Source organism: Collinsella sp. D33t1_170424_A12 (assembly GCF_015554865.1).
Classification (GTDB): Bacteria; Actinomycetota; Coriobacteriia; order Coriobacteriales; family Coriobacteriaceae; genus Collinsella.
On the sequence record NZ_JADNJJ010000046.1, the window covers coordinates 1 to 20,728 of the forward strand.

General features: G+C 63.7%; 18 protein-coding genes and 1 pseudogene. 9 read left to right on the forward strand and 10 right to left on the reverse strand.

Going from position 1 to position 20,728, the window contains the following annotated elements:
* Positions 1-795: pseudogene (locus I2E26_RS02240) on the forward strand (restriction endonuclease subunit R); the annotation flags it as partial.
* 163 nt (positions 796-958) lie between these two features.
* On the opposite strand, the gene I2E26_RS02245 reads toward I2E26_RS02240, so the two are convergent.
* From I2E26_RS02245 to serC, 5 genes are all read right to left on the reverse strand, one after another.
* On the reverse strand, positions 959-1,561 hold the full coding sequence (locus tag I2E26_RS02245) for an HdeD family acid-resistance protein (RefSeq protein WP_195419448.1): 603 nt from the start codon (positions 1,559-1,561) through the stop codon (positions 959-961).
* Between the two features lie 176 nt (positions 1,562-1,737).
* Positions 1,738-2,154, reverse strand: a complete 417-nt coding sequence (locus I2E26_RS02250) for a TipAS antibiotic-recognition domain-containing protein (protein WP_229056346.1) — start codon at positions 2,152-2,154, stop codon at positions 1,738-1,740.
* A gap of 8 nt (positions 2,155-2,162) precedes the next feature.
* Positions 2,163-3,419, reverse strand: coding sequence for a DUF1015 domain-containing protein (locus I2E26_RS02255; RefSeq protein ID WP_195419450.1), 1,257 nt, complete (start codon positions 3,417-3,419; stop codon positions 2,163-2,165).
* A 115-nt stretch (positions 3,420-3,534) separates the two neighbouring features.
* Positions 3,535-4,698 carry a phosphoglycerate dehydrogenase gene (locus I2E26_RS02260; protein WP_195419451.1) on the reverse strand — a complete coding sequence of 388 codons (1,164 nt, stop codon included), beginning with the start codon at positions 4,696-4,698 and terminating at the stop codon, positions 3,535-3,537.
* 91 nt (positions 4,699-4,789) lie between these two features.
* Positions 4,790-5,896 (reverse strand): 3-phosphoserine/phosphohydroxythreonine transaminase, encoded by a 1,107-nt coding sequence (gene serC, locus I2E26_RS02265; protein ID WP_195419452.1) that lies wholly within the window; start codon positions 5,894-5,896, stop codon positions 4,790-4,792.
* Between the two features lie 324 nt (positions 5,897-6,220).
* On the opposite strand from serC, the gene I2E26_RS02270 reads away from it, so the two are divergent.
* Complete coding sequence (locus I2E26_RS02270; RefSeq protein WP_195419453.1) at positions 6,221-7,111, forward strand: metallophosphoesterase; 891 nt, start codon at positions 6,221-6,223, stop codon at positions 7,109-7,111.
* A 110-nt stretch (positions 7,112-7,221) separates the two neighbouring features.
* On the opposite strand, the gene I2E26_RS02275 is transcribed toward I2E26_RS02270, so the two are convergent.
* On the reverse strand, positions 7,222-8,349 hold the full coding sequence (locus I2E26_RS02275; protein ID WP_195419454.1) for a hypothetical protein: 1,128 nt from the start codon (positions 8,347-8,349) through the stop codon (positions 7,222-7,224).
* A gap of 58 nt (positions 8,350-8,407) precedes the next feature.
* Positions 8,408-9,883: a lipopolysaccharide biosynthesis protein gene (locus I2E26_RS02280; protein WP_370551424.1), complete on the reverse strand. Its 1,476-nt coding sequence runs from the start codon at positions 9,881-9,883 to the stop codon at positions 8,408-8,410.
* Positions 9,884-10,183: 300 nt separating this feature from the next.
* Between I2E26_RS02280 and I2E26_RS02285 the strand changes: the two genes are divergently transcribed.
* The 6 genes from I2E26_RS02285 (at position 10,184) to I2E26_RS02310 (ending at position 16,272) form a co-directional block, all read left to right on the forward strand.
* Positions 10,184-11,752 carry an L-lactate permease gene (locus I2E26_RS02285; protein ID WP_195419456.1) on the forward strand — a complete coding sequence of 523 codons (1,569 nt, stop codon included), beginning with the start codon at positions 10,184-10,186 and terminating at the stop codon, positions 11,750-11,752.
* Between the two features lie 244 nt (positions 11,753-11,996).
* Complete coding sequence (locus tag I2E26_RS02290) at positions 11,997-12,470, forward strand: MarR family winged helix-turn-helix transcriptional regulator (RefSeq protein WP_195419457.1); 474 nt, start codon at positions 11,997-11,999, stop codon at positions 12,468-12,470.
* A gap of 13 nt (positions 12,471-12,483) precedes the next feature.
* Positions 12,484-13,329 carry a DegV family protein gene (locus I2E26_RS02295; protein WP_195419458.1) on the forward strand — a complete coding sequence of 282 codons (846 nt, stop codon included), beginning with the start codon at positions 12,484-12,486 and terminating at the stop codon, positions 13,327-13,329.
* A gap of 282 nt (positions 13,330-13,611) precedes the next feature.
* On the forward strand, positions 13,612-14,208 hold the full coding sequence (locus I2E26_RS02300) for a hypothetical protein (RefSeq protein ID WP_195419459.1): 597 nt from the start codon (positions 13,612-13,614) through the stop codon (positions 14,206-14,208).
* Positions 14,209-14,307: 99 nt separating this feature from the next.
* Positions 14,308-15,099 (forward strand): class B sortase, encoded by a 792-nt coding sequence (locus I2E26_RS02305; protein WP_195419460.1) that lies wholly within the window; start codon positions 14,308-14,310, stop codon positions 15,097-15,099.
* On the forward strand, positions 15,100-16,272 hold the full coding sequence (locus tag I2E26_RS02310) for an LCP family protein (RefSeq protein WP_195419461.1): 1,173 nt from the start codon (positions 15,100-15,102) through the stop codon (positions 16,270-16,272).
* Positions 16,273-16,279: 7 nt separating this feature from the next.
* Here I2E26_RS02310 and I2E26_RS02315 read toward each other — a convergent pair whose 3' ends face one another.
* The 3 genes from I2E26_RS02315 to rnhA all read right to left on the reverse strand — a co-directional run bounded on the left by I2E26_RS02315 (position 16,280) and on the right by rnhA (position 18,487).
* Entirely contained in the window at positions 16,280-16,699 is a 420-nt protein-coding gene (locus I2E26_RS02315; protein ID WP_195419462.1) for a transcriptional repressor, read from the reverse strand.
* A 189-nt stretch (positions 16,700-16,888) separates the two neighbouring features.
* Positions 16,889-17,974, reverse strand: a complete 1,086-nt coding sequence (locus I2E26_RS02320; RefSeq protein WP_195419463.1) for a Gfo/Idh/MocA family protein — start codon at positions 17,972-17,974, stop codon at positions 16,889-16,891.
* 24 nt (positions 17,975-17,998) lie between these two features.
* Entirely contained in the window at positions 17,999-18,487 is a 489-nt protein-coding gene (gene rnhA / locus I2E26_RS02325; RefSeq protein WP_195419464.1) for a ribonuclease HI, read from the reverse strand.
* 180 nt (positions 18,488-18,667) lie between these two features.
* On the opposite strand from rnhA, the gene I2E26_RS02330 reads away from it, so the two are divergent.
* Positions 18,668-20,617, forward strand: a complete 1,950-nt coding sequence (locus I2E26_RS02330; protein WP_195419465.1) for a Tat pathway signal sequence — start codon at positions 18,668-18,670, stop codon at positions 20,615-20,617.
* Positions 20,618-20,728 lie beyond the last annotated feature (111 nt).

The window sequence follows — 20,728 nt, forward strand, 5'->3', positions numbered from 1 at the left end:
GTGGCGAATATCAACGCCAACCTTTCCGTGTCGACGCCCCGCTATAGGCTCAAGCAGGGGTCGCAGCGCGCCGAGGCGACGCGCGAGCAACTCGAGAGCTCCGATAGCTTTGCCGGTGCCGTGTCGCGCACGCTCGAGGTCGATGCCGGCGCCGTGTCGAATGTGGCGTACGACCTCGTGGACGAGGTGGCTGACAAGGCACGCATCACCCGCGGCAGCGCGGCGAGCATCCTGGCGGGCATCGCTCCGGATCGCTTCGCTATGTTCCGCGTGAACCCCGAGGAGTTCATCGTCAAGACGGCAGCGCTCATCGTGGACGAGAAGGCGCGTATGGTCGTGGAGCACATTCGCTACAACCGCGTGGCCGGCGAGTACGATGCCGCGGAGATCTTTGCCGAGGACATGCCTGAGGGCTTGTCGCGGGCGTTGCCCACCTCGTGCAAGGGCGTGCAGGATTGGACGGTCCTCGACAGCGATATCGAGCGGAAGTTCGCCCAGGACCTCGAGGAGTCGGCCGACGTGTGCGCCTTCGCGCACCTGCCGCGCTCGTTCAAGATCCCCACGCCCGTGGGCGACTACGCGCCCGACTGGGCCATCGCCTTCAACGAGGGCTCGGTGAAGCACATCTTCTTCGTGGCAGAGACCAAGGGGTCGCTGCAGACGCTCAACCTCAAGGGGGTCGAGAAGGCGAAGATCAGGTGCGCCCGCAAGCTCTTCGAGCAGCTGGGCGAGGACGACGTGCGCTATGACTTCGTGAGCACCTACGAGGAGCTGATGGACAAGGTGATGCAGTAGGGGGGGCGTTGCCGCCCCCCCTACGCGGCCGGTTATAGAGGTGCCGAAAGGTTTGCGTGCCGGCCTCCAGAGCGCCTGCGCATGCCTGCGTTGGCATCCGGCTGTTTCGCGCGAAAACCCTATCGACACATCCGTGCCCGCCAAACGATCGCCTGCTTTGTACCTAATCAACCCGTCCAAACGTGAACGCGCGTACGAGCAGCGTCGCCCCCAGCACCGCGAGGGCGGCGCCAGCGAACAGCACGAGCATCTCGGTCGATTCCAGCGGGAACAGGAACACCACGATACCCGCGATGATCGATAGCACACCGGAGAACACGGCCAGGCCGCGGTTGTGCACGGCGCCCGATTCCACCAGCGTCATCACGCCCTCGATGATCCAGCCAAATCCGATGGCGAGCACCGCGAACGTGGTGAGCGCCGCTGCGGAAAGCGTCTGGTTGCGCACCATGACGATGCCGCCGAAGAGCAGCAGCAGGCTGGTGATGATGCTCAGCGCGCGCCAGCCGGACGGCAGGATGGGTGCCCCGATGGCCGCAACGAGCCTCACGATCGCGGCGACGATGAAGTACACGCCCAGTACCACCGTGAGCACGACCATGGTCTTGACCGGCCAGAAGAGCAGGGCCGCGCCCGCGAGCAGGCCCATCACGCCTGTGACGCCGTAAATCCAGCGGACCGTCTTGACGCCGCGGTCGATCATGCCGCGTTCGTCGAAGATGAACGGATCGTGTCCCGTACGGTCGAATTCATTAAAGTGTGCCATGGTCGAAATCTCCTAACATACACATGTAAGGTAATCCTCAACTGTGGTTTACCCGAACAGCGCCGGAGTAAGCGGTTTCGAGTGGGGGAGTCCGACCACGGCTCCATCTTCATGGATGCAACAAATTGCCGTTACCATTTGTGAGCTGCGCGATGTCGGCGGCGCTCACGGCCGGCCTACTTCGCCCAGGCGCAGATCGCGTCATGCAGCCAGGCGGCGCAGCCCGCCACGGCGCCGTCATAGTAGGCGGTAAAGCGTTCGTCCGCCACGTACATCTCGGCCAGGCCACGGTGCGCTTCGGGCGTGTAGAAGCTCCATGTGTAGCCGAGCCATTCTCGGTGCAGACCGCAGATGCGCTCGCCGCTCTCGCCAGCGGGGTCCAGCCCCCGCTGCACCGCCGCCTCGAGCTCCGTGTTGATCTGCGTCCCGAGTGCTTGGAATCGCTCGAACTCGCTCTCGCTCAAATCGAGTAGCAGGCGGTTGCTCGCATCGACGGCGTCGTCGCCCCAGCGCGCCCGCGCTTCCGAGCCGTATGAGCGCTCGTTATCTTCCACAAGGCGCCGCGTCTTCGTAGCGGCGGACTTCTTGCCCATGCGTCCTCCTATTTCGCAATGCGGTGGATGAACAGGCCGCTGCGCAGTTTGGGCTCGAACCATGTGGACTTGGGCGGCATGAGCAGCCCTGCATCGGCAACGGCGAGCAGTTGGTCGATGCTCGTGGCGTGCAGCGAAAACGCTACGCCCTCCTCGCCCGCGCGCCGCTCGAGCTCGTCGGTTCCGCGGACTCCGCCCACGAACGCGATGCGCGCGTCGAGCCGCGGGTCCTCGATGCCCAGGACGGGCCCCAGCACGCGGTCTTGCAGCACGGAAACATCGAGCGATGCCACCGGGTCGGCCTCGTGCAGCTTGGCGGCGAGCTCGTCGTCGGGCGTGAGCGCCCACCAACGGCCCGAGGCGTACATACCGAAGATGCCGGCATGCACGGGTTCGATCGCGCCCTCGCGCTCCTCCACGTGGAACCCGGCGTTCGCAACGCGCGTCACCAGCTCATCGGCGCTCATACCGCAGCGGTCGGCCACCACGCGGTTGTACGGCAGGATGGAGAGCTGGCTTGCCGGGAACAGCACGGATAGCACGTAGTTGAAAGGCTCCTTGCCGGTGTAGGCGCCGGCTGCCTGCGCCTCCTCGCGCATGGAGCGGGCGACCTTCACGGCGCTGGCGGCACGATGGTGACCGTCGGCGATGTAGGCGCACGGGATGGTATCCATCATTGCGCGGATGGCCTCTACGGAATCCTGACGTTTGATCTCCCACACGGTCTGGCGAACGCCCGAATCGTCCACAAAGTTGTATAACGGTGTGGCCTGCTTGGCGGCGCTCAGGATGAAGTCGAGAACCGGCTGGTCGCGATGGGTCAGAAAGATCGGGCCCGTCTGGCAGCCCAGCGCGCGGATATGCGCGATGCGGTCGCGCTCCTTGTCCTCGCGCGTGAGCTCGTGGCGCTTGATGGCGCCGTTCTCGAATTCCGAAACCGCGCACACGGCGACGAGGCCCGTCTGCGCGCGGCCGTTGCGCTCTAGTTCATAGAGGTAGTAGCACATGCCGGGGTCGCGAAGGAGCGTGTGGTCGTCCAGGCGCTCCTGCAGCAGCTCGGAGGCGCGGGCGTAGACCTCGGGGGCGTACATGTCCTGTTCGGGCGCGAATTGCGTCTCCGGTCGGTCGATGTTCAAAAACGAAAGCGGCCGTTCGGTTACGTAGCGAGCGGCCTCGGCGCGATCGAACACGTCGTAGGGCAGCGCGGCCACCTCGGCGGCATGCTCGGGAACGGGGCGGATGCAGGGAAACGGCAGCGCTTTCATGGCGGTCCTCTCACGGTGGTGCACGGGGCGCGCTTCGAGCGCGCGTATGTATCTATCCTAACCCCAGGGAAGCGCTGCGGGTTTTAAAAAACACGGCGTCCGCGCCGAGGCGGTCCTATTTGATTACGCGCACGCGATGGATGGCGGGTATCTGCTTGAGGGCATCGATCGTCCGGGCGTCGAGGTGCTCATCGGTATCAAACATCGTGTAGGCGTTCTCGCCGGCGCTTTCGTTGACCATGCGCTGCACGTTGGCGTTGTCCTTGGCGAGGACGGCCGTGATCTGCCCGATCATGTTGGGGACGTTGGCATGCAGGCAGGCCACGCGGCTGGCGGCTCGCGCCTTGCCCATGTTGCACGCCGGGTAGTTCACCGAGTTGGCTATGTTGCCGTTCTCCAGATAATCTTTGAGCTCCGATATCGCCATGTCCGCGCAGTTCGCTTCGGCCTCTTCGGTTCCCGCACCCGAGTGCGTGGTGATGAACGTATGCGGCATGCGCACGGTTTTAGGGGTGGCGAAGTCGCAGGCGAACCACGAAAGCGCGCCCGTGCGCAGGGCGGCGTCGACAGCGTCTTCGTCGACGATCGTCTCGCGGGCGAAGTTGATAAGCACGGCGCCGGGCGCGAGCAAGGCGAGTTGCTCGCTCGAGATCATGCGGATCGTGTCGGCTTTCGAAGGCACGTGCAGCGTGAGGTAGTCGCATCCACGGCAAAGGTCCTCGAGCGTGCCTACCCGCTGCACGTTGTGCGAGAGCGCCCAGGCGTGCTCCACGGAGATGAACGGATCGTAGCCGTACACGTCCATCCCAAGGTCCACGCACGCATTGGCAACCTTTGATCCCACGTTGCCCAGGCCTACGATGCCCACGCGCTTGCCGCGCAGCTCTCGGCCTACGAAGGCCTTCTTGGCCTTTTCGGCATCGGCCAGGATATTCGGGTCGCGCGCATTGTCGCGCACCCACTGCATGGCCTGCACGATACCGCGGCTCGACATGATCATCATGGCCAGCACGATCTCTTTTACAGCGTTGGAGTTAGCGCCGGGCGAGTTGAACACCACGACGCCCTGGCGCGCGTACTCTTCGATGGGGATATTGTTCACGCCCGCGCCGCATCGCGCGATGGCGCGGATGCTTCGGGGCAGTTCGTAGCCGTGCAGGTCGGTCGAGCGCATGAGGATGGCGTCGGCTTCCTCGGCTTCGTCTACGAAGTCGTAGCCCTCGCCGAACTCGACGCGCCCGTCCTTGGTGATGTCGTCGATCGTCTTGATGTAGCGCATGATGGTTTCCTTTTGCTTCGTTGCAGAACGTGGGGGCTGCGGGCTCGGGCGTCGAGGCCCGGTGCCTCGGGGGGGCAGGGGCCAGGCGCCCCTACCTAGATCGCGCTTCGCTCGCCGTCTCGAATTCCCGCATGCAGGCCGCCAGCGCCTCGACGGATTCCCTGCTCACCGCGTTGTAGATGCTCGCGCGCAGGCCGCCGGCGGCGCGGTGCCCCTTGATGTTGACGATGCCGCGCGCGGCAGCGAAGTCCACGAACTCGGCGTCGAGCTGGGGCGTTGGCGTGCGAAACGTCACGTTGGCGATGGACCGCGAGTCCGGCTGGGAAACGCCCCGGTAAAACGAGCTGGTATCGATGGTCTCGTAGAGCAGGCGCGCCTTGCCCTCGTTGCGCTGCTGCATGGCCGCCAGGCCCCCGGTCTCCTCGATCCATCGGAATACCTTGCCGCATACGTAGATGCCGAAGGTGTTGGGCGTGTTGTACATCGAGCCCTTGCTCGCTTCCAGGCGGTAATCGAGGTAGCTGGGGCAATAGGGGCTGGCGGGTCCGTCGTCGATCAAGTCGTCGCGCACGATGACCACGGTCACACCCGCGATCCCGGCGTTCTTCTGCGCGCCCGCGTACACGAGCCCGTAGCGCTCGATCTCGAGCGGCATGCTGAGGAAGCAGCTTGACACGTCGGCTACGAGCGGCGTCTCGCCACAGTCTGGCAGCGCATGGAACTGCGTGCCGTAGATGGTGTTGTTCTGGCAGATGTAGACGTAGTCGAGGTCGCCCGCGGCCGCGCGCGCCTCGACGGGCGCCAGGTCGGGGATGCGGTCGAATCCGGTATCCTCGCTGCTGGCGAGCGCGAGGGCTTCGCCGTACCGCTGCGCCTCGGACCAGGCTTTCTTGGCAAAGCTGCCGCTCACAACGTAGCCGGCTCGCCCTCGTTTCATGAGGTTGAGAGGGATGCCTGCGAACTGAAGGGTGGCGCCGCCCTGAAGGAACAGGACGCGGTAGCGGTTGGGAATATTCAGGATGCGGCGGAGCGTGGCCTCGGCTTCGTCGATGATGCGCTGGAATGCGGCGGAGCGATGGCTCATCTCCATAACGGACATGCCCGCATCTCCGTATTCGGCCAGTTCGTCGGACAGCTCGGCCAGGATGCTCTGGGGAAGGGCCGCGGGGCCTGCCGAGAAGTTGTGAACGCGCGCCATAGGTGCTCCTAACGTTTGCGGGTGAAGACGCGCCGTCTGTCGCGGTGCCTGGTACGACGTCCGCGGAGGTGCGCTCGCGTAAGGGATGTACTTTACTATAGAAGAGTATGACGGCTGTAACCGAAACGTTACCTTTTGCGATAAGAGCAAGGGCCCGCCGTCTCCATGATCGCGTTCCGGCAGCTCACGATGTATGGGGTTTCCATTCTCGACTGGTGGGTGGCGCCCTGTGCAGCGCCCGCCGGGATGAAATGGGCGCCGCCTCGTTAAAGAAAGAGTAAACTATCACTTTAAGGTTGAAGGTTGATGCCGAGAGGGGACCCCATGGCGACCTACGTTACATCTGATGTGCACGGGTACCTGCGTGCCCTCGATGCCGCCCTCGAGCTGGTGGGGCTGGGATCGGACGACGTGCTCTACGTGATGGGCGATATGGTCGATCGAGGACCCGATCCCATCGGCGTGGTGAAGCTCGTTCGGTCGCTCCCCAACGCTCGCGTGCTCATGGGCAACCACGAGCGCATGCTCCTTGATGTCCTGGCAGCCGATGACGATCGCGAGCTGCTGCTCTGGCAGATGAACGGCGGATCAACTACGTCGCGCGAGCTCGATGCGCTCTCGGGCGAGGAGGCTGGCGAGCTTATCGAGTGGCTGTCGGGGCTGCCGCTGTTCGACGTGGTCGAGGTGGCCGACGAGCGCGTGCGCCGCTCCCATCCCGGAGATCCCGAGCTCGCCGCGGCCACGCGTGCGCACCTGCTCGTGCATGCGGGCATCGACGCCGCCGCCGCCCGTGCCAACCTGCGCGCGGCGGGCGTGCCCGTGGATGCTGCGGGCGGCGCGCGCGATGCCTCGGTCGCGCAGCTCGCCTCCATGCTCTCCCAGCAGGTGTCCGATGACCTGCTGTGGATCCGCGGCGACTTCTGGAGCGAAGCTACGGGCCTGATCGGCCGCGACGGACGCGGCCCCGTGGTTGTTTCCGGTCATACGCCCTCCTTGTATCTTGGGCGCTATGGACGCTTGATGTCGGGCACCGGTGTGACCGAGGATCTGCAGGGCTGCGTGGTCGAGGTGGGGGCGTGTCGCGACACCGGCGGCGAGGCCGATCGCATCTGCATCGATTGCGCTGCGGCAACGGGTTCGCCCACCGGGCGCGTGGGGATCATGCGACTCGAGGACCGCGCGACATGGTACGTCCCCGTAGGCGAGGGCGCATAGCCTCTCCGGGATTTTTCGGTTGCTGGCAACCGTGTGCCGCAGAGGGTTTTCAAACGAAGACGGCCCCGGGTGGTTCGGCCACTCCGGAGCCGTCTTGCTAAATCTTCTGGTTATTCCTCGGGAAAGAAGATCTTCGGATAGGCTTCGTCCCATGATTCTTCATCGAGTGACCAGACGCCGTCGGTGGACTCGAATTCGAAGGATGCGCGGGTCTCGGTGGTGGCGGTGCACTCCGCGAGGCAGGTGTAGAAGATGTCCTGCATGAGGGCGGCCGCCTGTTCTTGCGGTAGATGCTGGTATGCGGGGTCGTCGGCGGCTTTGTCGAGCGCCTTCGCCCACACGATGACGAACGCGATGGGGTCGCGATGCGTCACATAGACGTAGCAGGTGCCCGCTGAATCGCGCGTGAGCATATCGCTTGTCCTAAAGCTGAGGTCCACAAGCATCCAGTTGGCATACGCCTCGGGGTCAACGCCGAAGGAATCGATATCGTCGCCGAAATCATCGAGCACCATCGATGCCAGGTACTGCTTCACCTGTGTTTTAAGCTCGGGGTCCGTGGGTTCGAGGGCGTCGAACGTGGGCTTGATCAGGTCGTGGAGCTCGCGTTCATCCTGCTCGACCGCATTCGGGCCATCGCCCCTATTGTCCAGATGCGAGTCGACGGTGTTCGTTTCGAGGGTTGTATAGGTTTCGCCGAGGGCGCCGGCGGCCAGCCAGATCGACACGATGAGCAGCAGGTTGACGAGGGCCGAGATGATGGCGCCCGCGATGCCGAGCACCTTGCCCGCTGTGGACAGGCCGGTTGGGGCGGTGCCGCGCGTCGAGCGTGCGGCGCAGGCGATGGCGGCTATGGCCAGGATGAGTCCGACAAGGGGCACGGCGCTGAACAGGATGGAAAGGGCTCCCAAGATCACCGAGGTGACGGTTAGGTTGTAGTTCGCGCTCGCTTGTGCGGCGGCGGGTGCGGGCGCGGCGACCGGCGGGAGGGCGCGGGCCTCCGACTCGCCCGAGGCCGCGGGCTGGTTTCCCAGGCTGTTCGGCGACGTAGCGTCGTCCGGCGCGGCTGCGGCTTCCTTTGGTGCGCCGATCGGTTCTGCATCCGGCGCCGGGGCGGGCGCGGTTGCTTCGGCGGAGGCGGGCACGGGCGGTAGGTCCCGGTGCCCCGCTTCGGTCCGGGGGCGGCCGTCCACCGAGCTGCTTCGAATGTCGTTCCAGGGGTTCGTTTCGTCTGTCATTGCGGGACCTCCATGGTTGCGGGGGCGGCGGCCTGGCGCGCGGCCGCTCGGCTGCGAGCTAGGCAAAGGGGTTGCGTTCGCGCGTGATGGCGCGGCGGATGTGCACGTACTCCACTATCAGCAAGACGAGCAGCAGAGCCATGACCAACAGGTAGCTTATCACGGCGCCCATCAGCCCCAGCAGGGCGACGAGCACGAGGGGCGCTATGACCGACGCGGCGAAAGATATCAGGTAGAGCTTCATCACGTCGCCCTGGCGGCGCAGCACAGTGATGATGGCGTATAGGAAATCGATGGCCGCGGTGATGCCGCCGGCGGCGATCATGAGGTAGGCGAGCATGCGGAAGCGTTCGAAATCGACTCCGTACATGAAGCTCATGACGGGTATGCCGATCCAGGCCATCATGACCCCGCTGAATACCGTTACGGCTAGGACGACGGCCATCATCGCCGCGACCACCAGGTCGAAGCGGCGTCGTTTACGCGGATTGGACCAGATGCTCGCCAAGCGCAGCAGCTGCGGTTTGTAGACGAAGCCGATCGCAAGCAGGATGCCCTGGGCGGGGAAGTACAGCGCGTTGAAGTAGAGCTGGTTGTCGTAGGGGAGCATCCCCTCCATCACGAACTTGGGCATGCTCTCGATGAGGTTGAACAGGAAGAGCGCGGCGAACAGCGGGAGGCATCGGCGCAGCAGGCCGGTGACCTCCTCAAGGCGCACCCCTCGCGACTTTTCGGTTTCAAGCAGCGCCAGCGGGATGGTGAGCAGCACCAGCGACGCCACGGCAACAACCGCCATGGCTACGGAGGCAAGCGGCAGGCTGCGCGTGATGAAGAGCGCGAGGGAGAAGGCTGCGGCGACCGCGAGCGAGCGCAGCGCCTGGCTGATTCCGGCCAGATAGAGCTTATCGGCCTGCTGGAGCCTGCCCTCGTAGACGTCGGCGACGCCGTCGACCATCTTGTAAACGTAGACACCCAGGGAGATGGTCATCATGTCGGGGCTGTAATCGCGAAACGTGCAGTACAGGATGCCCGCAACGAGGGCGAGCGCACCGGTTATCCAGCGGTTGACCTGGTAGGATGAGAACGAGTCGACCTCGTCGATATCGGAAACCTGGAAATTGCGGACGCCGTAGCTCGCCGCGATCATGAGCAGCGTGCCGGTGACGAACGCCATGGAGAACATGCCCGCCTGCTCGGCGCCGACGAGCTGCGTTGTCACTACGGTGAGCAGCGGGAACACCATGCCCCACACGCCGACGCCCACGGTATTCCATAGGTAGTCGCGTTTGGTGCAGTGCGACTCGTACTCCGCTTCCTGCTCGCTGAGCGATCCTTCGTATACCGCTTCGAGCAGGCGGGTCCACCACTGGTTTACCATGCGGGTGATGAAGGTCTGCTCGCGTTCAGGGCGCTTGGCCTCGCGCTGGGCCGCCGCGTCCGCGGAATCGTTGGGTGCGGGACGGTACGTGGGCCTGCGCCTGCTCTGGGGGCTGCCCACCGCGATGGCCCCGCGCCGCGCGAGGCGCTTGCGCATCCTATCGAGCAAAGTGATGCTCACATCAGCCTCCTGCCTGCTCAATCGCGGCTCGGGCGAACCGCGCCGCCGCCGTTCGGGCGCGGGCGCCGATAGCCGGGCGCCGCGTGTCGATTCGATTCATTATAGCCATGCTCTCGGACATCGAATTTGCAACCACGTTCGGTAACGCTTTTTGTTTCTTCTCGCGTCGCGCGGCGCTTGCGGTATCCTCTGATACGTTTTACTACGGTGCCGGCGCGACCGAAGCGCGCGATGAGCGTGCGCGCAGCCGCGTCGCCGGACGTGTTGGGGATATATATGGATTTCATCTCGTTTCTCTTAGCCCTCGTTCCCATCCTGTGGCTCGTCGTCATGTTGCTGCTGTTCAAGTGGCCCACGTGGAAGGCGGCTATAGGTTCGTTCGTCATCGCCGCTGCGCTCGCGGCGACGCGCTGGGGCATGCCGGTCGATCAGGTTGCCACGGCGAGTCTCGAGGGCTTCCTGATGGCGCTGTGGCCCATCGTCCTGGTGATCATCGCGGCGGTTTTCACCTATAACCTCTGCGTGAAGACCGGTGCCATGGATGTGATCAGCGGCATGATCACCTCTATCTCAAGTGATCGCCGCATTCTGGCGCTGCTTATCGCGTGGTGCTTCGGCGGCTTCATGGAGGGCATGGCCGGCTTCGGAACGGCCGTGGCCATCCCTGCGGGCATGTTGGCCGCGTTGGGTTTCTCACCCATCCCGGCCGTGCTCATGTGCCTGCTCGCCAACGGCGTGCCCACGCCGTACGGCTCCATCGGCATCCCTACGGTGTCTTTGGCCAACCTGGTGGGACTCGATGCCGCGCAGCTCGCCTCGGTGCAGATGCTGCAGCTCGCACCGTTCTTCATCGTTGCCCCGTTGCTCATCGTCTACGTGGCGGGCGGTTCTTCGCTGCCGTCGCTCAAGGATGCGCCCGCGCCTTCCCTGGGCCAGCGTTTCGCGGGCGTCGCGCCCATCGCGCTCGCCTCGGGTGCGGCCTTCGTGGTGCCCGCCTATCTCGTGGCCACGTTCGTCGGACCCGAGCTCTCCGTCGTGGTGGGCAGCATCTGCGCGCTCGCGGTTACGGCGGTGCTCGCCATGCGCGCCGAGCGCTCCGGTAAGCTCGATGCGCGCTTTCACATGGAGGCCCCCGAGGCCGAGGACCTCGATGCCGGCCGGGCGCTCAAGGCTTGGTCGTGCTTCATTCTCATCTTCGTGCTGCTGCTGGGTACGTCTAAGCTCGTGCCGCCGGTAAACGCCTTCCTGGCGCAATTCGCCACCAGCGTGCAGGTGTTCAGCGGTCCCAATCCGGGGACCCTTACCTTCTCCTGGATCAATACGCCCGGCGTATGGATCTTTCTGGCCGCGTTCGCGGGCGGCGCCATCCAAGGCGCCAGCCTCAAGGTGATGGGCGAGGTACTGCGCGATACCGTCAAGCAGATGATGCCCACGGTCATTACCATGTTGTCGGTACTCGGGTGCGCCAAGGTGATGGGGTACGCGGGCATGATCTCTTCCATCTCGGCGTTTTGCATCGGCGTTGCCGGTGTGTTCTTCCCGTTGGTGGCGCCGTGGATCGGCATGGTCGGCACCTTCGTGACGGGCTCGGGCACGAGCTCCGGCATGCTCTTCGGTCCCGTTCAGCACGAGGCCGCGATGGCGCTTTCGTCCGATCCCTACTGGATGGTCGCCCTCAACTCGCTGGGCGTGGCCGCGGGCAAGATGCTCTCGCCGCAGACGCTTGCCATCGGATTGGCCGCTGTTCGCGTTACGGGCAAGGACGCCGAGCTGCTCAAGGCCGTCCTGCCGTTTGCTCTGGCATTCCTGGCTGCCATGAGCGCCCTGGCGTTTTTCGGCGCCTAGCAGCTACATCCCCCTATGCGCCGCTTCTCGGTGCGCGCCGCTCTCCCACGGCCTCGCTTTGAACTGCGGGGCCGTGTTTTTTTACGCCGGACGACGCGGTGCGGACGCGCTATGCCCTATGCTCGAAGACGGTATGGAAGTCGATGTGTCGAAGTTGCGTAGTTGTTGACGGCTTAACAAACATTCGTAAGATGTTAATGCGTTAACGAGCCGTATGCGATGCATCAGCACGGGAGGTGACATGATGGAGCAGGAGCGCTTCGAGGATTTTGTCGGATTGATCGGGGCGATTTCAAAGGAGATCCAGCGGATCAAGGCCGCGGAGGCGGCGAAGCTGGGCTTGAAGGGCGCCGACATCATGTTGCTCTACCAGCTGCATCGCGAACCCGAGGGTCTCACGAGCGCCGAGCTGGCGCGCCGCGCCGGCGTGACGCGGGCCGCCATTTCCCGCTATACGGCGGGCCTCGAGGAGCGAGGCTTCATCCGCATGGTCGAAGATGAGCGTTCGGGCCGCTACCGGGCCCGCCTCTATCTGACCGAGCAAGGCGTCCGCGCCATGGACGAGGCCGTGAACACCATCGCGCGCGTGGTCGCGCAGGCCGGTGACGAGCTTTCCGCCGAGGACCGTCTGGTCATGTACCGGTCGCTCGCAACGGTTCTGGATCGGCTCAAGCACATTTCTCGTAACGAAGCAGAGGCGCGCCGCGCCGCCCCATAAGGAGGGAACCCCCATGCCAGTCCGCATCATCGTCGATTCCGCCAGCGATATGAGCAGCTCGGATCATCCGCAGCTCACGGTTCTGCCCCTGTCCGTCGTCTTTGGCCAGGATGTCTACCTCGATGGCGTCACCATCACCAACGACCGCTTCTACGAGCTGCTCACCGAGGGCGACGACCTGCCCAGCACGGGGCAGGTGAACCCCTATGCGTTCTCGCAGGCGTACGAGGAGGCGATCGCTGCGGGCGAGGACATCGTGGTCATCACCCTGTCGGAAAGGCTGTCGGGGACCCATCAAAGCGCTGTCACGGCGGCGGGCCTGGTGGATGCCAAGGTCCGTATCGTCGATACGCACAGCGTCACGGTAGGCGAGCGGGCGCTCACCGAGTATGCGCTTCGACTGCTTGACGAGGGCGCTTCGGCCGACGAGATCGTGGCTGCGCTGGAAGCCGTGCGCGACCGCGTGGTGGTACTCGGCCTGCTCGATACCCTCGAGTTCCTCCGGCGCGGCGGCAGGATCTCCGCTGCCGCCGGCGCGGTGGGAGAGATTCTCTCCATCAAGCCGGTGATCACGGTTGCGGACGGCGCCGTCGAACTCGTCGGCAAGGCGCGCGGCCAGAAGCACGGCCGAAACCTGCTGCGAAAGGCTATCGAGCGCACGGGCGTCGACTTCTCCATGCCCCTTGTCTTGGGCTATTCGGGTGTGAGCGATGCATTGCTGCGCGATTATATCGAGGCTCATCGCGACCTGTGGGAGGCATATCCCGGCGACGAGCTTCCCGTGCATTCGGTGGGCGCTACGATCGGTACGCATGTCGGTCCCGGCGCCATCGCACTTGCTTTCTTCGCGCAGGAGTAGGCCGGCTGCGATTCGATCGATGCGAAACCGTCTGCGGTGAACCGCCGCCGATGTGGTCTGGTGGAGCGGCGGCCATCCTCGGCTACGACATGTATATATCTGTGCATGCTGTTCTCGCAGCCCGTCGCGGCGCATTTCGTCGGCGATGGGCTGCGTATTGTAAAATTGTTGCAAGAACGATGCGATTATTTCCTTCGTTTCGAATTATCGTCCGTGCGTGCAGTATACTTCTTACCTACGTCGCGGCATACGCGCCGCATTCAGCATGAAGGGAGATTGAACATGAAGAAGTTCATCACTGTTCTCGGTGCTCTTGCCCTCGCTCTCGCGCTTCCCGTGAGCGCTCAGGCTTGGGAGAGCCCCGTGGGCGACGTCAAGGCCCAGACCATCACGTTCTCCGCGCCGTCCGGCGTCGAGGTGAAGGCTGCCGCCGCCTGCAACGGCACCGGCGAGCTCATCATCACCCCGACGGAGGAGCTTCGCGCTGCCAACGCCGAGGTTGCCGAGGGCTATGCCGAGATCGCATCGTTCAAGGTCGAGTCCCGCGGTAAGGTCGAGCCGCCGTTCCAGTTTGCCTACAACCTTGGTTCCGAGTATGCGAATGCTGCCGTGACCGTGTACGTCGACCACGAGGGCAAGGCTGAGAACGAGGTCATCAACAAGACCGCTAGCTCCGACGGCACCGTTACCTTCTCTACCGACACCCTCTCCATCCACACCATCGTTGCCAAGAAGGCCGATACCGTGGTGAACACCGACACCGGTTCCAAGTCCCCGCAGACCGGCCTTAACACCATGGTCGTCGCTGCCGGCACCGCTGTCTCCGCCGCCGTCGCTGGCGGTGCGTTCGTGTCGCTGCGCAAGAAGGCTTCCAAGTAGCGTTTATACCGCATGGTAGCTTCATGAAGGTTCGAGAGGGCTCGTCTTAGGACGGGCCCTCTCGTCTACCATGGGGTTTTCGACAGGGATGGATGTGATATGACGAACGAACCGCAATCTCGCGATACGCATCGACGCATGCTTCGCATCGTTGCCGCCCTCGCGATCGTCTGCGTGGTTGCTGGCAGCGGCTATCTTGTTTGGCAGCAGGTGCAGGTCTATCGCGCTCAGCAGCGCATGCAGGGCGCCGAGGTGCCCGAAACCCCTGCGGAGGCAACGCAGGAATCCACCGCGGAGCTGCCGGAGAATCCGATCAACTTCGATGCCCTGTGGGAGAGCAACGTCGAAAGCTATGCATGGCTCTATATCCCCGGCGCCCAGATCAACACGCCGGTGCAGCAGAGCGCGACCGATGACTTCTTCTACCTCACGCATGATCAAAATGGTGCGTATTCGCCCGTCGGCACCGCGTTTTCCCAAGTTGCCAACAAGCAGGACTTCTCCGATCCCGTCACGGTGATATACGGTCACGATATCGACGGCGTGTTTAAGAACCTGCACTATTTCGAGGACCAGGCGTTCTTCGATGCGAATCCCACGTTCTACATCTATCGTCCGGGCCACATCTACACGTATACCGTCGTATCTGCCTACAAGTACGACGACCGGCACATTCTCAATTCGTTTAACTTCAGCAAGCCCGAGGTTCGCCAGGAATACTTCGATTTCGTAGCGAACCCCGACTCCATGTTGAAATGCGTTCGCGAGGGAATCGAACTCACCCCCGAGAGCAAGATCGTTCAGTTGAGCACCTGCATGCTCAATGAGTTTCACGGCACCTCGCGCTATCTGGTGAGCGCCGTGCTCACCTCGGATCAGGAGACGAAGTAGATGACACAGGAAACGCCGAAGGGCAATCATTTTAGGCCGCGCAGTGAAGATGCCGCGCCCGATGCGACCGAGGTGGAAGAGTCGCCGGCGATCCCCGCCCTGAACAGTTCGTCCGATGAGGGGGAGTCGGCTTTCGATGGCGAAGGGCAGGGGGCTGAAGCTGCCTCCGGTTCCCGCCGCGCACGCCGTATCGCCGTTCGCGCTATCATCGTCGTGCTCGTCGTCCTTTCGGTCGGTGCGGCCGGGGCGGCGGTCTTCATCAACCGTTCCATCGCGCGCGGTCGCCGTTCTTTCGAGCAATCCATGCAGAAAGCCGTCGAGAACAAGGGTACCACTGTTGAATACAACGGTACGACCTATCGTTTGAACGAGGATATGGTGTCCATCGCGTTCATCGGCTTCGATAACCGCACGAAGAACGCTACGGCTGGATACGATGTGGCGGGGCAGTCCGATACCGTGATGGTGGTCGCGCTCGATACCAAGTCGGGTAAGGCGACCGGCATCGTGATCCCGCGCGACAGCATGGTCGCGGTCGACACCTATATCGACGGTGTTTACAACGGCCAGCACCAGCTGCAGCTGTGCCTGCAGTATTCGTATGGCAGCTCGCATGAGCAGAGTTCGGAACTGGTGACGCAGTGCGCTTCGCGCGTGCTGTACGGCATGCCCATCGACTACTATTTCACGCTCAACGTCGAGGGCGTGGGCCCGCTTAACGACGCCGTTGGCGGTGTTCGGCTGACGCCGGTGCAAAGCGTTCCCCCTGCCGGCATCCGCGAGGGCGTCGAGACGACGCTTCGCGGCAAGAGCGCCGAGCTGTACGTGCAATATCGAGATACGACGCAGCTCAATTCCTCGCTCGATCGACAGGCCCGTCAGATGTCTTATCTCAAGGCGTTCTCGACCCAGGTTTTGCAGAGCGCGGCAAGCGATCCGGCCACGGTGCTCAACCTCTATCAGAAGGCGCTCGATTACACCTGGACCAATTTGGGTTTCGAGCAGTTCTCGTATCTGATTAGCCAGATGCTCGACCATGGCATGACATCGTTCAACGTGGTGTCGCTGGAGGGCGAGATGGCTCCGGGTGCCGCGCATGCCGAGTTCCATCTCGATGCGGACAGCGTGTACCGAACGGTGCTCGAAACGTATTACACCCCGGTGAAGGAGTAACGCGGGGTTATGCGCCGGTTTGCGCGCCTTCCGTCGGGAGGGCGCGTGCCTGGCAGCCGGGGCAGATGCCGCGGAAGAGCGTGGCGTGGGTCACATCGGTAAAACCGCTGCGTTCCTGGAGGTCCGTATCGATTTCGGGGCGATAGGGTAGCGCCACGTCGGCAACGCAGCCGCAGCGCCTGCAAATCAGGTGGGCGTGTCCGTCGACGCGCCAGTCGAAGCGGCAGCCCCCTTCGGTGCGTACGGTGCTGATCTGCCCCGTCTCCTCCAGAAGGTTGAGGTTGCGGTATACCGTTCCGCGGCTGATCTTGCTATCGATGCGACGAATGTCGACGTAGATATCATCGGCGGTGGGGTGGTCGTCGTGGTTGCGCACGGCTTCGAGTACCATGGCGCGCTGTCTGGTATTGCGTCGTTGTACGGCCATGCCGCCCCTTCCTACGTTCATCAATATGCTATAGCAGTATAGACACATTATGGCCGCGGTGCAGGCACGGGGAAGCTTTTGCTCTACATCTCCTTGACTGGATTGAACGAACGAAGGCCCGAAGCGTGCGGCTTCGGGCCTTCGGCTGGCTGTACCGGTTGTAAGAAGTCTGCGGAAAACCCGCGTTTCCTAGCGGTCGTGGTCGGCGGGGAAGCGGATGCCGGATTGGCGGCGGGCTTCATCCATGAGAAGGAGGGAGCGCAGGGAGATCTCCTGTGCATCTCCGATCGTTCCGACCCAGCCTGCCGGTGCGGCCGAGGGCGAGCTGCCGTTTTGCACGCATGCGATCGCGTCAAGGAAGTCCTCGAGCTCGTAGGCCATGCTATTGGCGCATGACGGAAGCTCGAGCTCGTGCTTCGAGGTGGCCGTGCTCGAATAGCCGACGCCGTCCGAGCCCGAGACGCGTTCGTCGATACGTGCACCGGACGGCATGGAGATGCCGTCGAACGTCAACGTGCCCCGTTCGCCTTCAATCTGGTTTTCAGCAAGATCCTGCGTGATCTTCGAGTAGTGGAGCGTGGCCGCCATATGGTCGTAGGATGCCGTGATGACGCCGGCTCCGTCTAGACGCCCATGGGTGAGCGCCTCGGTCGATTCGTCCAGAAGCACGGGTGCGCACTGGATGGCGTTCGGTGCACCGAAGAGCGCGATGAGCGGCTCGACGCAGTACACGCCGATATCCATGAGCGCTCCCGTTGCCAGGTTGCAGTCGAAAATATTGGTATGGCGACCGGATAGGAGCTCGTCGTAGCGGGATGAATACTTGCCGAACCGGAAGGTTGCCCGGCGGATCTTCCCGAGCCGCGGTAGCGCATCGCGGATGATCTTGAGAGCCGGGTCGTGGAGGGGGCGCATGGCCTCGAGCGCAACGACGCCTGCTGCGTTGGCGGTCTCGAAGAGCTTGCGCGCTTCGAGCGCGGTGGCGCAGACCGGCTTCTCCACCAGGACGTGCTTCCCGGCTGCGATGCAGACGAGAGCCTGCTCGAGATGGATGGCGTTGGGGCTGCCCAGATAGACCGCGTCGATGTCCTGGGCGCTCGCGATGTCCTCGATCGAACGGAACGGGCGCTCGCCGCCGTGCTCGCGTGTGAATTCCTCCGCGCGATTCGCGTCTCGCGAGAATGTGCCGATGTATCGGGCGCGGGGGTTATCGTTGAGTACGTCGATGAAGCTGTCACCGATCATGCTGGTGCCGATGGTGGCGATGCGAATCATGGTCGCTCCTTTGCTGTTTCTGCGTTAGTCTGCGTCGCCCTCGATGAATCCATGGTCCACGGCGAGCGCCCCCGAGTCGGCTGCCGTCGTGGCGAGCTGGTCGCAGCGCTCGTTCATCGGGTGTCCGGCGTGCCCCTTCACCCACATGAAGGTGACGCGATGGGGCTCCTTCGCCGTGAGCAACCGCTTCCACAAATCGATGTTCTTGACCGGCTTCTTCTGCGAAGTCTGCCAGCCGCGTTTGATCCACCCGTCGACCCAATGCTTGTTGAACGCATTGACCACATACTGCGAATCGGAATGAAGCTCGACTTCGCACGGGCGCTTGAGCGCTTCGAGCGCCTCGATGACGGCGAGAAGCTCCATGCGGTTGTTCGTGGTGCGCTCGTAGCCACGCGACAGCTCGAGGACATGCTCTTTGCCCGACGGGGCCTGATAGCGAAGGACGGCGCCGAATCCGCCCCTGCCCGGGTTTCCGCGCGCTGCGCCATCGGTGTAGACAACGACTCTCACGAGGGGGCTCCCTTGCAACGTAGATATGGATGAATCATTCATTGTACTCGCTCGCTTGATAGCGCGGGGCGGTTTGGCCTTGGTTTTTGTTGGGTATAGTTGACGTTACGCAACGTTTGGCTTCGACCTGTCCAGGTGCGGAGCGCGCGGGTACGCAACGAGTGGAGGAGTGGACCTACAGTGGCCCAAGGTAACGGATTCGATAACGACGATTTTCAGGATATGCTGCATACCATGTTCGGGTTTTCCAGCGCGGGCTTCGGTTCGGACTTCGGCGACGATGCCGGTTCCGGGCACGATGGCCCCATCCCCGTTGACGCTGTCGTCGACGGAGAGGGGCGACCTGCCGGATCAGCTGGTAAGAGCGGTGGCAAGAACGGCGGATCGAGCCATGGTGCGGGCGGTTTTGCCCAGCGCGTTGCCCAATGGAGCCGCCGCGCGTTCATCGCGCTCGCCATTCTGCTCGCCATCGCGCTCGCGGTTGGGTACTGGTGGTTCCATCCCGCGCTCAACCTGCAGAGTCCGCGTGTTTGGAGCTGGATACTCATGATCGCGTTCGTCGCGATCCTCGGACTGCAGGTTGCCGCCATCAGGAGCGCGAAGCACCGTACGCTCTTCCGCCGCCTGGTGATTGTTCCCGGGGCGTTTGTGGTCGCGTTCTTCTTGGGCATCTTGTTGGGTCAGCCCTTCGTCCCGGGCAACGCTGAGCGCTTCGCGTCGGTGCTTAAGACCACCGAGGGCGATTTTGCCAAGGACATCGAGCAGGTCGACTACTCCGAGGTCCCGGTCATCGACCGCGACTCCGCCGTGCTGCTCGGCAACCGCGCCATGGGCTCGATCCCCGAGTACGTCAGCCAGTTCGAGATCAGCCCGGCCTACAGCCAGATCAACTACCAGGGCCGTCCGGTCCGCGTGAGCCCGCTCACCTACGCCGACCTCTTCAAGTGGTTCTCCAACCGCGGCAACGGCATCCCCGCCTACGTGCTCGTGGACATGGTCACGCAGGAGGCCGAGGTCGTCCGCCTGAAGCAGCCCATCAAGTACAGCGAGTCCGAGCCGCTGGCGCGCAACATCGACCGCTACGCGCAGCTCAAGTACCCCACCTATATGTTCGACCAGAAGTCCTTCGAGCTCGATGAGGAGGGCACGCCCTGGTGGGTCTTCCCGGTCCAGAAGCGCACCATCGGCCTGTTCGAGGGAACCACCATCAACCGCGTCGTGCTCGTGAACGCCTGCACGGGCGAGACCGCCGACTACGCTATCGACGAGGTGCCCGCCTGGGTCGACCGCGCCTACCCGTCCGACCTCCTTATCCAGCAGTACAACTGGAGCGGCGCCTACGGCAAGGGCTGGCTCAACTCGATCCTCGGCCAGGTGGGCGTCGTGCGCACCACGCCTGGCAAGGACGGCCAGCTCGGCTACAACTACCTCGCCCAGGGCGGCGACATCTACCTGTACTCCGGCGTGACGTCTGTGACGGCCGATAGCTCCAGCATCGGCTTCATCCTGGTCAACCAGCGTACCGGCGAGTCCCACTTCTATTCCGTCCCCGGCGCGACCGAGGACTCGGCCATGGACTCGGCCGAGGGCCAGGTCCAGAACCTCAAGTACCAGGCCACCTACCCGCTGTTGCTCAACGTGTCGGGACAGCCCACCTACTTCATGGCCCTGAAGGACAACGCCGGTCTCGTCAAGATGTACGCGATGATCAACGTGCAGCATTACCAGGCGGTCGCGACGGGCAGCACCGTCGCATCCACCCAGGAGAGCTACCTGGCCATGCTGGCGGTCGATGGAACGCTGTCGGACGAGGAGGCGGCCGCGGCGGGCGCCGAGGAGAAGGCCTCAGGCAAGATCGCGAGCATCGCGCAGGCCGTCATCGACGGCAACTCGCATTTCTACGTGACGCTCGAGGGCGACGGCGCGATCTATGACTTCGCCCTGCCCGACATGCTCGAGATCGTGCGCTACCGCGTCGGCGACGCCATCGAGTTCGGCTATGCCAAGCCCTCCGACGACGGCGCGTCAACCCGGCAGGTCGTGAGCCTGGGCGGCGTCCGCGCCAAGGCCGAGGAGGCTCCCGTCCCGGGTACCGACGTGGAGCCGGCGGGCGAGGCGGCGCGGGGCTAGGTCTTGGCCGGCCCCATCTCTTTAAAACTGCGTTATCGGGGCAAATCCCGAAGAAGGCAGCCGTCCTGCGAGGCGACTGCCTTCTTTTTGCGTATCGTGCCGCGCCGCCGC

Bases quoted from the DNA above. Each gene is read 5' to 3' on its own strand.
- I2E26_RS02245 (WP_195419448.1), bottom strand. From the start codon at position 1,561: ATGGCACACTTTAATGAATTCGACCGTACGGGACACGATCCGTTCATC.
- I2E26_RS02250 (WP_229056346.1), bottom strand. From the start codon at position 2,154: ATGGGCAAGAAGTCCGCCGCTACGAAGACGCGGCGCCTTGTGGAAGAT.
- I2E26_RS02255 (WP_195419450.1), bottom strand. From the start codon at position 3,419: ATGAAAGCGCTGCCGTTTCCCTGCATCCGCCCCGTTCCCGAGCATGCC.
- I2E26_RS02260 (WP_195419451.1), bottom strand. From the start codon at position 4,698: ATGCGCTACATCAAGACGATCGACGACATCACCAAGGACGGGCGCGTC.
- serC (WP_195419452.1), bottom strand. From the start codon at position 5,896: ATGGCGCGCGTTCACAACTTCTCGGCAGGCCCCGCGGCCCTTCCCCAG.
- I2E26_RS02270 (WP_195419453.1), top strand. From the start codon at position 6,221: ATGGCGACCTACGTTACATCTGATGTGCACGGGTACCTGCGTGCCCTC.
- I2E26_RS02275 (WP_195419454.1), bottom strand. From the start codon at position 8,349: ATGACAGACGAAACGAACCCCTGGAACGACATTCGAAGCAGCTCGGTG.
- I2E26_RS02280 (WP_370551424.1), bottom strand. From the start codon at position 9,883: ATGCGCAAGCGCCTCGCGCGGCGCGGGGCCATCGCGGTGGGCAGCCCC.
- I2E26_RS02285 (WP_195419456.1), top strand. From the start codon at position 10,184: ATGGATTTCATCTCGTTTCTCTTAGCCCTCGTTCCCATCCTGTGGCTC.
- I2E26_RS02290 (WP_195419457.1), top strand. From the start codon at position 11,997: ATGGAGCAGGAGCGCTTCGAGGATTTTGTCGGATTGATCGGGGCGATT.
- I2E26_RS02295 (WP_195419458.1), top strand. From the start codon at position 12,484: ATGCCAGTCCGCATCATCGTCGATTCCGCCAGCGATATGAGCAGCTCG.
- I2E26_RS02300 (WP_195419459.1), top strand. From the start codon at position 13,612: ATGAAGAAGTTCATCACTGTTCTCGGTGCTCTTGCCCTCGCTCTCGCG.
- I2E26_RS02305 (WP_195419460.1), top strand. From the start codon at position 14,308: ATGACGAACGAACCGCAATCTCGCGATACGCATCGACGCATGCTTCGC.
- I2E26_RS02310 (WP_195419461.1), top strand. From the start codon at position 15,100: ATGACACAGGAAACGCCGAAGGGCAATCATTTTAGGCCGCGCAGTGAA.
- I2E26_RS02315 (WP_195419462.1), bottom strand. From the start codon at position 16,699: ATGGCCGTACAACGACGCAATACCAGACAGCGCGCCATGGTACTCGAA.
- I2E26_RS02320 (WP_195419463.1), bottom strand. From the start codon at position 17,974: ATGATTCGCATCGCCACCATCGGCACCAGCATGATCGGTGACAGCTTC.